The organism is Sphingomonas sp. (genome assembly GCF_042096255.1).
Taxonomy (GTDB): domain Bacteria; phylum Pseudomonadota; class Alphaproteobacteria; order Sphingomonadales; family Sphingomonadaceae; genus Sphingomonas.
The window spans coordinates 1-10167 of sequence record NZ_JBELLZ010000100.1; the positions used below are offsets into that span (position 1 = coordinate 1).

A 10167-nucleotide genomic window follows, 5' to 3' on the forward strand; every position below is an offset into this window, starting at 1 on the left:
CCTCCCCTTATAGGGGAGGATTTCACAGCGCGCCCTCACCGCTCGCGATCCAGCTGGCGGCTCAACGTGGCGTGGAAGCCATCGGCGAAGCGGTTGAGCCGCGCCTCGATACGGTTGATGCCGTGGCTGAAGCGATTGTAGGCGATCACCGCCGGAATGGCCGCAAACAGCCCGATCGCGGTGGCGAACAACGCCTCGGCGATGCCGGGCGCCACCACCGCCAGCGACGTGTTCTGCGCGCTCGCGATGCCGGTGAAGGCGCGCATGATCCCCCAGACGGTGCCGAACAGCCCCACGAAGGGCGCGACCGCGCCGACCGTCGCTAGGATGTTGAGCCGATCCGACAGTTTGTCGATCTCGTTCGCCACCGCCGCACCCATGGTGGTCGCCAGCCGCTCGCGCGTGCCGGCACGGTCGATGCCGGCTCCTTGGGTGGAGCGTCGCCACTCGGACACGCCCGCGGCAAAGACGCGCGCGGTGGGCAGGTCCTGGTCGCCGCGGGTCTTGAAGAAGGCGTCGATATCGTCCGCCTTCCAGAAGTCGCGCTCGAACGCCTCGCCCTCCCGCCGCGTTTTGCCGATCTTGCGCCAGAAGCTGAACACGATCGCCCAGGTCCAGACGCTGGCGAGCAGCAGCCCCAGCATCACCACCTTCACGACCACATCGGCCTGGAGGAACAGCGCGACCGGCGACAATGTCGCCGCATCGGTGTTGAAGAACGGGTTCAAGGCCTCTCCCCTGGCTGGATGAGCATTCGGAAACTCGCGATCCACTCGGCCGGTTGCCGTCGCGGCCGGCCGTCCTTCACCCATGCCGCGACCACATCGGCCTCGGCAAGAATGAGCGTGTCGCGGCTGACTGTCTGCTGAATGGTGACACTGGCGGCGCGGACGTCGGTCACGCGACTGGTGACGGTCAGCGCATCGTCCAGCCTGGCCGGCGCACGATAGCGGATCGCCAGCTCGGCGACCACGTACGCCGCGCCGGTGGCGTCGAAAGTAGCGCGCTGGTCGATGCCGGCAAGCCGCAGCATGTCGCTGCGCGCCCGCTCCATGAAGCGCAGGTAGTTGGCGTGGTAGACGACGCCCGACAGATCCGTGTCCTCGAAATAGACGCGGACCGGGAAGAGGTGGAGGCCATCGTCGATGCGTCCCGAAGGCGGGGCAAGGTCCGGCATTGCCGGGCTGTTAACCGAACGGGACTGCAACGGGAAGGGTCGCCGAACGGAAGCGCTCAGATCCCGCCGCCGGTCAGCCGCTGGCAGAGCATGTCGAGCTGGTCGGCACTGGCATAGTTGAGCGTCAGCGTGCCCGCGCCGTTCGCGTCGAGCGCGATGCGGACCTTGAGGCCGAGCAGATCGGCGAGCTGCTCCTCCAACGCGGCGATGTCGGGGTCGGCGACCACGGGCGCGGCGGCGGTGCGGGTGCGCGCGGCGGGCTTGCGCGCCTGCGCCATCCGCTCGGTCTGGCGGACCGACAGGCCGCGGTGAACGACCTGCTCCGCCAACGCATCCGGATCGGGCGAACCGATCAGCGCTCGCGCGTGGCCCATCGAGAGCGTGCCCTCCACCACCCTCGCCTGCACCGGCTCGGGCAAATCGAGCAGGCGCAGCAGGTTGGCGACGTGGCTGCGCGACTTGTGGACGACCTTGGCGAGCGCCTCCTGCGTGTGGCCGAACTCGCCGAGCAGCCGGCGATAGGCCTGCGCCTCCTCGATCGCGTTGAGGTCCTGCCGCTGGATGTTCTCGACCAGCGCGATCTGCAGCGTCTCGGAATCGCTGAAGTCGCGGATCACCACGGGCACTTCGTCGAGACCGGCGCGCTGCGCGGCGCGCCAGCGGCGCTCGCCGGCGACGATCTGATAGCCATGGCCGTGCGCGCGCACGACGATCGGCTGGATGATACCCTGCGCGCCGATCGAGGCGGCGAGCTCGTCCAAGGCGGTCTCGTCGAAGCGGCGACGCGGCTGATGCGGGTGCGGGGTCAGCGCGCCGACCGGCACGGTGTGGACGCCGGGCGGAGGCGCATCGGCGGTGCGCTCGATGGGCGCAACCTCGCCGAGCAGGGCGCCGAGGCCGCGCCCGAGGCCGGGACGCACGCGCCGCGTCGCCTCGCTCACGCAGCCACCTTCTGTACGGGCAGCCGGCCCATCAGTTCGCGCGCGAGCGCCATATAGGCTTCGGAGCCGAGGCAGCGGTGGTCGTAGATCAGGGCGGGCAATCCGTGACTGGGGGCTTCGGAAAGGCGGACGTTGCGCGGGATCACCGTCTCGAACACCACCTGCCCCAGCACCGCACGCACGTCGCGCGCGACCTGGTCGGTCAGGCGGTTGCGGCGATCGTACATGGTCAGCGCCACGCCGAGGATCGACAGTGACGGGTTGAACCGCGCGCGGATGCGCTCGACGGTGCTGAGCAGCTGGCTCAATCCCTCCAGCGCGAAGAACTCGCATTGCAGCGGCACCAGCAGCGAATCGGCGGCGACCATCGCGTTGATCGTCAGCAAGCCCAAGGAGGGCGGGCAGTCGATCAGCAGGATATCCCATCGCGCGTCGCAGCGTTCCAGCGCGAGGTGGAGCCGGTGCGTGCGGGCCTCGATCTCGACCAGTTCGATCTCGGCGCCGGATAGGTCGACGGTGGCAGGAACGATGTCGAGGTTGGGCACCCCCGACGCCACAAAGCAATCGACCACGTCGGCGCCGTCGATCAGGATGTCGTAGCTCGATTTCTTCCGCGCATCGCGTGCCACCCCCAGCCCGGTCGAGGCATTGCCCTGCGGATCGAGGTCGATCAGCAGCACACGATGGTCGGTCGCGGCCAAAGCGGTGGCGAGGTTGATGGCCGAGGTGGTCTTCCCCACCCCACCCTTCTGGTTGGCAACGGCGATGCGGATCATCTGGCGCGTATCCGGTCTGCGACGACGATCCCGGCGTCGGGGTCGGTGAGGCTCTGTTCCACGTGAAACAGACCCTGCCATGTACGTTTCGCCAGATCAACGTCAGCGGTGGCGGTTCGCCCCTTCGGCAGCACATAACGCGTCTCTCGATGCGCCATTTGCCGGGTCATCGCGAAAAGATCGGTGAGGGATGCGACGGCGCGCGCGGTGATCAGGTCTGCGCGCGCCGAAACCTGCTGCGCCTTGGCGGTGTGGACCTCCACGTTGGACAGGCCGAGCGCCTCGATTACCCGCATCAGGAAGGCGGTGCGCAGCGGTCGTGGTTCGACCAGCACCATCTGCCAGCGATCGAGCGTGGCGAGCACCAGTCCGGGTAGGCCGGGGCCGGAGCCGATATCCACCCAGGTCGAGTCGCCCGGCCGGGCAAAGGTGGCGAGCTGGAGCGAGTCCAGGATGTGGCGCGACCACACGTCCGCCTCGCTCCCCCGGGAGATCAGATTCTGCCGCTGGTTCTCTTCCAACAGCAACTCGACATAGCGGTCGAGGCGCGGCAGCGCAGCGCCCGCGATCGCCGCCGCTTGCTCTCTCGCGCTCATCCCGATTTCCGGACATGGAGCCACAAGGCACTCACCGCCGCCGGGCTGACGCCGCGTACCCGCGATGCCTCATCGATCGTAGCCGGGCGCGCGTCGGACAGCCGCTGCCTCATCTCGATCGACAGACCGGGCACCGCCGCAAAGTCGAGGTCCGGTGCAAGTCGCACCCTTGCGGCGTTCCGCAACTGCGCAACCTCGTCCGCCTGGCGGGCGACATACGGCGCGTAGCGCAGGTCCTCGATGCCACTGTCCCACAGGGCCATGTCGCAATCGTCCGGCAATGCGGGCGACTCGCCCGCTGCAATCGCCACCGCCGATGGGGCAAGTCGCGCCGCAACCCGCGCGCGCGCACTCTGCCGCGCGTCGAAGTGGCGAATGCGTGCGTCACTTGCCAGACCGACCTCGATCGCAACCGGCGTGAGCCGTTCCTCCGCATTGTCGGCGCGCAGCGCCAGTCGGTATTCCGACCGTGCAGTGAGCATCCGATAGGGCTCGCTCACTCCCTGTACGGTCAGGTCGTCGAGCATCACCCCGATGTAGCTGCTCGCCCGATCCAGCCGGAGCGGCGCCAGCCCGCGGGCATGCGCCGCGGCATTCGCACCCGCCACCAGCCCCTGCGCCGCCGCTTCCTCATAACCCGTTGTGCCGTTGATCTGCCCAGCGAGGTAGAGGCCGGGCAGGTCTATCGCGGCCAATGTGATATCGAGCGCGCGCGGATCGGCATGATCATATTCGACCGCATAGCCCGGCATGCTGATCCGGCAGCGCTCCAGCCCTGCGATCGAGGCGATCATCGCCGCCTGCACATCGGTGGGCAGCGAGGTTGAGATGCCGTTCGGGTAGACAGTGGCATCGTCCAGACCCTCGGGCTCCAGGAAGATCTGATGGCCGTCCCGATCGCCGAAGCGGTGGATCTTGTCCTCGATCGATGGGCAGTAGCGTGGCCCGCCCGCCCCGATCGCACCACTGAACATCGGCGAACGATCAAGGCCGCCGCGGATGATGTCGTGGGTCGCGGCGTTGGTCCGCGTCACCGCACAGGCGAGTTGCGGGTTACGGCGCGCCGGCGTGATCGACGCCATCGTCCACGGTTCGACATCCGAGGGCTGGCGGTCCAACCGCGCCCAGTCGATCGTGCGACCGTCGAGCCGGGGCGGAGTTCCGGTCTTGAGCCGCGCCATCGGCAGCGCTTCGCGAAGCTGCCCGGCAAGCGGCAGCGCGGCCGCCTCGCCGATACGGCCGCCGGCGAGCCGCTCCTCGCCGCGGAACATCGCGGCCCCCAGAAAGGTGCCGGTGGCGAGCACGACTGCCTTTGTCGGAATGCGGCGATCGCCGACCGTCAAGCCCGCGATCGATCCGTTCTCGACGATCAGGGCAGTCGCCTCACCGGTGATCGAAGCGATCGCGGGATGCCGCAAGGCCGCTTGCACGGCGGCGGCGTATAGCCGGCGGTCGGCCTGGATGCGCGGGCCCCGAACTGCTGCTCCCTTGGACCGGTTGAGCATCCGATAGTGGATCGCCGCAGCATCCGCAGCACGGGCCATCAGCCCGTCCAGCGCATCGACTTCGCGAACCAGATGTCCCTTGCCGATTCCGCCGATTGATGGATTGCACGACATGGCGCCGGTGCGCATCGGGTCGAAGGTCACGAGCGCGACCTGCGCGCCGCGGCGCGCCGCGGCCAGCGCCGCCTCGGCGCCAGCATGGCCGCCCCCTACAATGATCACGTCATACACGCGCGCGCCGCTACCCGGCCAGCCCGCCCGGGTCAAAGCTGTTCCACGTGGAACACTCTCATTTGCCGATGCAGAATCGCGCGAAAAGCCGATCGAGGACCGCCTCGGTTTCGTCCACACCGACGATGCGGGCCAAGGCGCGAGAGGCGCGCCGTAAGGACTCCGCACGGACCAGCAGATCGGACGAGCGATCGGCGAGATCGTCGGCTGCCTCCGCGACCAACGCTCGTTGCACCTCGTGGAGAAGGTACGATTCGGGCGCCGGGATCAGTTCGGCCGTACGACGGGCGATTACTGCCCATACCTGCTCGATCGAGGCCGGATCGTGAATCGAAGCCGCCAAGGCACCCGCGGGTACCTCGGCCCGGTCGGGCAGATCGCTGCGGCTGTGGATCGCGACCGCACCATCCGGCAGATCGGATTCGCCCAGCCAAAGCAAGAGATCGGCGGACGCCATCGCACTCCGACTCCGCACGATTCCCATCAGCTCGACGACATCCTCGGTGGTGTCGTTGAGGCCGGCGGTGTCGACGAGCGTAAAGGTGGTGCCATTGCGATGGACCACTGCCTCGATCCGATCGCGGGTGGTGCCCGCGATTGGGGTCACGATGGCCGCATCGCGACCGACCAGCGCATTGAACAGCGACGACTTGCCAGTATTGGGCGGACCGGCGAGCACGACGCGGATGCCCTGGCTCGCCCGCTCGACCGTCGGTCGCGCCAAGGCTTCGGCAAGCTCGGCCGAGAGTGCCGAGAGCGTTGCCTGCACGGCGGCGTGGTGATCGCCGACATCGTCCTCATCGTCATGGTCGATCATCGCCTCGACCAGCGCGCGCATGCCGACAAGCCGGTCCAGCCACCCGGCGACGGCACGGCTGAGGCCGCCCTCCGCCACCGCCAGCGCCGCTCGCCGTTGCGCCTCTGTCTCTGCGGCGAGCAGGTCCGCCAGACCTTCTGCCTGGGCAAGATCGATCCTGCCGTTCAGCAGCGCCCGCCGCGTGAACTCCCCAGCCTTGGCGACACGCACGCCCGCCACTGCGAGCACGGCGCGCTCCACTGCGGCAATCACCGCCCGGCCACCGTGAAGGTGCAGTTCGAGCAGGTTTTCGCCCGTCGCGGTGCGCGGGCCCGGAAACCAAAGCACCAGAGCCTGGTCCAGCGCCGCCCCCGCCGCGTCGCGCAACGTGCGCATCGACGCCCGTCGGGGCTCCGGCAATTGCCCTGCGAGGGCCCTCGCCACCTCTTCCGCCTTAGGGCCGCTGACCCGCAGCACCGCAATCGCAGCAGGAGGCCGCCCGGAGGAGACGGCCGCAATCGTGTCGATCACTTCGGCTTATTCGCCTCCATCATCCGCCGCCACAGCTGCATTCCCGCCTCGCCCATCGGCGCCCAGTTCTTCACCAGCGCCTCGACGGTTTCGGGCTTGATGCCGCCCTCCATGGAACTGCCCAGCGCGTTCATGTAGCGCTCGTGCAACGGCGCGAGATCGGGCAGGCCGAACAGGCGGCGCATCTCTTCCGGCGTGCAGTCCAGCTCGACATTGACCTTCATCAGCCCGTTTCCCTTGAGCGGCCGCGCGGTGCGACCTAGCATCAACGCCCGTATGCCCCCGGTCACACCATCGTGGCAACGGCGGCATCGTGGCACCGATCCCAACACAGGAGACCTGCATGACCTTCGTCCAGATCGACACGCTCGATGGTGGCGCAAGCTTCGACGCCTATCGCGCCGATCCGGCGGGCACGCCCACGGCGGCGATCATCGTCATCCAGGAGATTTTCGGGGTGAACCCGGGCATCCGCCGGAAGTGCGACCGGCTGGCCGAGGCGGGCTATCTGGTGATCGCACCGGACCTGTTCTGGCGCATCCAGCCGCGCATCGAGCTCGACCCGGACGTGCCAGAGCAGATGCAGCAGGCGCTCGATACCATGCCGAGTTTCGATCAGGACAAGGGCGTCGCCGACATCGAGGCGACTATTCGCTACGCCCGAGCGCAGCTGCCGGAGGGCGGCAAGGTCGGCTGCGTCGGCTATTGCCTGGGCGGGCGGCTCGCCTTCATGACCGCGGCGCGCACCGACGTGAACGCCAGCGTCGGCTATTATCCCGTCGGCATCCCGGACCTGCTGCGCGAGGCGCATGCCATCGCTCATCCTGTCATGCTCCATATCGCCGGTGCTGACCATTTCGTCGATGCGGACACGCAGGCGAAGATGCATGCCGGGCTCGATGACCACGCCAAGGTGACGCTGCACGACTATCCCGGCGAGGACCATGGCTTCGCCACGGAGATCGGCGATCGCCGCTCGCCCGAGGCGGCGGACCTGGCCGATGAACGAACCATGGCATTCTTCGCGACGAACCTGGGCTGAACACCACCGGCATCCTCGCACTCGTGCGAGGATGCCGCGTAGGTCAGGCGAACAGCGAGATCAGCCCCTGCGTCTCGGGCGTGCCCACCCAGCCCTCGTAGATCATGCGGCAGGCGACGAACAGGATCACCACCAGGCCGATATAGGCGATCCAGCGATAGCGATCGATGATCCGCGCGATGAAGTTGGCGGCGAGCCCCATCAGCGCTACCGACAGCAGCAGGCCGACGACGAGAATGCCGGGATGCTCGCGCGCCGCACCGGCCACCGCCAGCACGTTGTCGAGGCTCATCGACACGTCCGCGACCGCAACCGCCCAAGCGGCGCTGGCGAAGCTCTTGGCCGGCGCAAGACCCGATTGCTCGGCCGTGTTCGCCTCGTCCGCGGCATGGCCCCCGCTGCGGATCTCGCGCCAGAATTTCCAGCTGACCCACAGCAGCAGCAGCCCGCCGGCGAAGATTAGACCGACGATGCCCATCAGCCAGGTGACGATCAGCGCGAAGGCAATGCGCAGCGCCAGCGCCGCGCCGATGCCGATCAGGATCACCTTCTTGCGCTGGTCGGCGGGGAGGCCCGCCGCCAAGGCGCCGACAACGATGGCGTTGTCGCCCGCCAGCACCAGATCGATCATCAGCACCGATCCGAATGCCGCCAGCGCGGCAGGATCGGACAGGTTGGAGAAGTCCGCGACGATATGCTGCCAGATCTCGGCGGGTGATCCCGGCCCCTGGATCGAGGCTGCAGCCTGGGCAAGGGCGGCGAGTAACATGGCAGCTCCGAACGGTAAAAGGTGTTGCCTAGACGACCGAACGATGACGGGCCAGATGCGGGGCCACTCCGGTCTCATCAGACATGGTTCGTTACAGTCGCAGCCTGTTCAGTGCTCCGTGGCGAGCGGCCGGACGTGCTCCAGCAAAGCCGCGAGCGTCCGCCCCGGTTCCTCCACCATCATCATGTGGGCCGAATTCTCGAACCAGATCGTGCGCTTGCGGGGCGCCTGCACCTGCGCCAGCCAGTCGGCGGTGATCCGGGCGGGCACGAGCCAGTCATGCCGCCCGACGAACATGAACACCGGGCAGTCGAGCCGCTTGAGGGTTGTGAATGTCAGCTTGGCGAGCTGTGGCTCGACGATCTTGACGGTATAGGCGCTGCCCTCGCCCCAGGCCTTGCGGTGCGCCGGCGTGTATTCTGGCGAGATCCGCGCCGCATCGAAGTAGAATTGCCCGTCGCTGCGGTGCGCGAACAGCCCGCCATAATGGACCGCCCATTTGCGCTCGCCGTCGATCCTCTCGATCGCGAAATCGCCCGGATAGGGCTCCAGCGCTTCGAGGTCGCGGATCGCCTCGGCATTGCCCTCCCGGCGCGCCTGCGCGAGCGTCCAGTCGTAGCTCGCGCGCTCGCCGCCGGCCGGATCGACATACTGGCCCATACCGACATAAGCGTAGAGCAAATCCGGCCGCTTCGCCGCGACCGACAGGCCGACCACCGAACCCCAGCTGTGCCCGACCAGCACCACCTTACGCTTGCCATAGCGCTTGCGAAGCAGGTCGATCAGCTCGATCGCGTCGTCGCGATAACGGTCGATCGTCAGCGTCGGCGCCAGCGCCTTGGGGTCGCTGAGCAGATAGGACCGCCCTGCCCCGCGCTGGTCGTACTGGACGACGGTGAAAAAGTCCTCCCACGGCCGCTGGAAGGTCCAGGCGAAGGGCATCTCCACCGCGCCGGGGCCGCCGTGGATGAACAGGAGGATCGGGTTGTCGCGGTCCGCACCGCGGACGTTGACCACCTGCCGCGCACCACCCAGCGTCGCCTCGAAGGTCTCCTGGACGCCGCGCGGCGTGACGATGCGGTGGAGCCCGGTGAGGATCTCGCAGCCCGGCTGATAGGGGTCGGGCGGGGGTGCGGCGGCGGTGAGGAGGAAAGCTGCCAGAGCCACCAGCGTCCGCCTCATGCCCTGTCCCCTTACGGCAGCGCCGCGGCGAAGCCGCGTCGTCGGACGGGCTTGTAGCCCGCCGGCCGCGCCGGTGCGAGTCCTGCCGCGGCACGCGGCAGGCCGCATTCGGCTATTGATTCATACTCCCGAAGAAGTCCTCGTTCGTCTTCGAATCCTTCATCTTGCCCAGCAGGAACTCCATCGCATCGACGGTGCCCATCTGCATCAGGATGCGACGCAGGACCCACATCTTGGACAGCTTGTCCTTCTCGACCAGCAGCTCCTCCTTGCGGGTGCCGCTCTTGCCCACGTCGATCGCCGGGAAGATGCGCTTGTCCGCGACCTTGCGGTCCAGCACGATCTCGGCGTTGCCGGTGCCCTTGAACTCTTCGAAGATCACCTCGTCCATGCGGCTGCCGGTGTCGATCAGCGAGGTCGAGATGATCGTCAGCGACCCGCCCTCCTCGATGTTGCGCGCCGCGCCGAAGAAGCGCTTGGGACGCTGCAGCGCATTGGCGTCGACACCGCCGGTCAGCACCTTGCCCGAAGACGGCACCACCGTGTTGTAGGCGCGACCCAGGCGGGTGATGTTGTCGAGCAGGATCACCACATCCTTCTTGTGCTCGACCAGCCGCTTGG

Annotated in this window: 11 protein-coding genes and 1 pseudogene; 1 reads left to right on the forward strand and 11 read right to left on the reverse strand. The window is 67.9% G+C overall.

Annotated features, from left to right (window positions below; all coding sequences use genetic code 11):
* Nucleotides 1–35: 35 nt before the first annotated feature.
* The 8 genes from tolQ to ACFDTH_RS15255 are packed head-to-tail and all read right to left on the reverse strand — an operon-like array spanning nucleotide 36 to nucleotide 6819.
* Nucleotides 36–728, reverse strand: a complete 693-nt coding sequence (gene tolQ / locus ACFDTH_RS15220) for a protein TolQ (RefSeq protein ID WP_375288409.1) — start codon at nucleotides 726–728, stop codon at nucleotides 36–38.
* Nucleotides 725–1177, reverse strand: a complete 453-nt coding sequence (ybgC, locus tag ACFDTH_RS15225) for a tol-pal system-associated acyl-CoA thioesterase (RefSeq protein ID WP_375288410.1) — start codon at nucleotides 1175–1177, stop codon at nucleotides 725–727. Before ybgC ends, tolQ begins: the two co-directional genes overlap by 4 nt.
* Nucleotides 1178–1233: 56 nt before the next feature.
* Nucleotides 1234–2118 (reverse strand): ParB/RepB/Spo0J family partition protein, encoded by an 885-nt coding sequence (locus ACFDTH_RS15230; RefSeq protein WP_375288411.1) that lies wholly within the window; start codon nucleotides 2116–2118, stop codon nucleotides 1234–1236.
* A complete protein-coding gene (locus tag ACFDTH_RS15235; RefSeq protein ID WP_375288412.1) occupies nucleotides 2115–2894 on the reverse strand; it encodes a ParA family protein in 780 nt (259 codons plus the stop codon). The genes ACFDTH_RS15230 and ACFDTH_RS15235 overlap by 4 nt, the downstream gene beginning before the upstream one ends.
* Nucleotides 2891–3490, reverse strand: coding sequence for a 16S rRNA (guanine(527)-N(7))-methyltransferase RsmG (rsmG, locus tag ACFDTH_RS15240; RefSeq protein ID WP_375288413.1), 600 nt, complete (start codon nucleotides 3488–3490; stop codon nucleotides 2891–2893). Before rsmG ends, ACFDTH_RS15235 begins: the two co-directional genes overlap by 4 nt.
* Nucleotides 3487–5226 carry a tRNA uridine-5-carboxymethylaminomethyl(34) synthesis enzyme MnmG gene (gene mnmG, locus ACFDTH_RS15245; RefSeq protein WP_375288414.1) on the reverse strand — a complete coding sequence of 580 codons (1740 nt, stop codon included), beginning with the start codon at nucleotides 5224–5226 and terminating at the stop codon, nucleotides 3487–3489. The genes rsmG and mnmG overlap by 4 nt, the downstream gene beginning before the upstream one ends.
* Nucleotides 5227–5284: 58 nt before the next feature.
* A complete protein-coding gene (mnmE, locus tag ACFDTH_RS15250; RefSeq protein WP_375288415.1) occupies nucleotides 5285–6553 on the reverse strand; it encodes a tRNA uridine-5-carboxymethylaminomethyl(34) synthesis GTPase MnmE in 1269 nt (422 codons plus the stop codon).
* Nucleotides 6550–6819, reverse strand: a complete 270-nt coding sequence (locus tag ACFDTH_RS15255; protein ID WP_375288416.1) for a DUF6489 family protein — start codon at nucleotides 6817–6819, stop codon at nucleotides 6550–6552. The genes mnmE and ACFDTH_RS15255 overlap by 4 nt, the downstream gene beginning before the upstream one ends.
* Nucleotides 6820–6896: 77 nt before the next feature.
* On the opposite strand from ACFDTH_RS15255, the gene ACFDTH_RS15260 reads away from it, so the two are divergent.
* On the forward strand, nucleotides 6897–7595 hold the full coding sequence (locus tag ACFDTH_RS15260) for a dienelactone hydrolase family protein (protein WP_375288417.1): 699 nt from the start codon (nucleotides 6897–6899) through the stop codon (nucleotides 7593–7595).
* Between the two features lie 43 nt (nucleotides 7596–7638).
* Here the strand turns inward: ACFDTH_RS15260 and ACFDTH_RS15265 are convergent, their stop codons facing one another.
* The 3 genes and pseudogenes from ACFDTH_RS15265 to ACFDTH_RS15275 form a co-directional block, all read right to left on the reverse strand.
* Nucleotides 7639–8364, reverse strand: coding sequence for a YjbE family putative metal transport protein (locus tag ACFDTH_RS15265; protein ID WP_375288418.1), 726 nt, complete (start codon nucleotides 8362–8364; stop codon nucleotides 7639–7641).
* A 108-nt stretch (nucleotides 8365–8472) separates the two neighbouring features.
* Complete coding sequence (locus ACFDTH_RS15270; protein WP_375288419.1) at nucleotides 8473–9546, reverse strand: alpha/beta fold hydrolase; 1074 nt, start codon at nucleotides 9544–9546, stop codon at nucleotides 8473–8475.
* A gap of 112 nt (nucleotides 9547–9658) precedes the next feature.
* Nucleotides 9659–10167: pseudogene (locus ACFDTH_RS15275) on the reverse strand (transcription termination factor Rho); the annotation flags it as partial.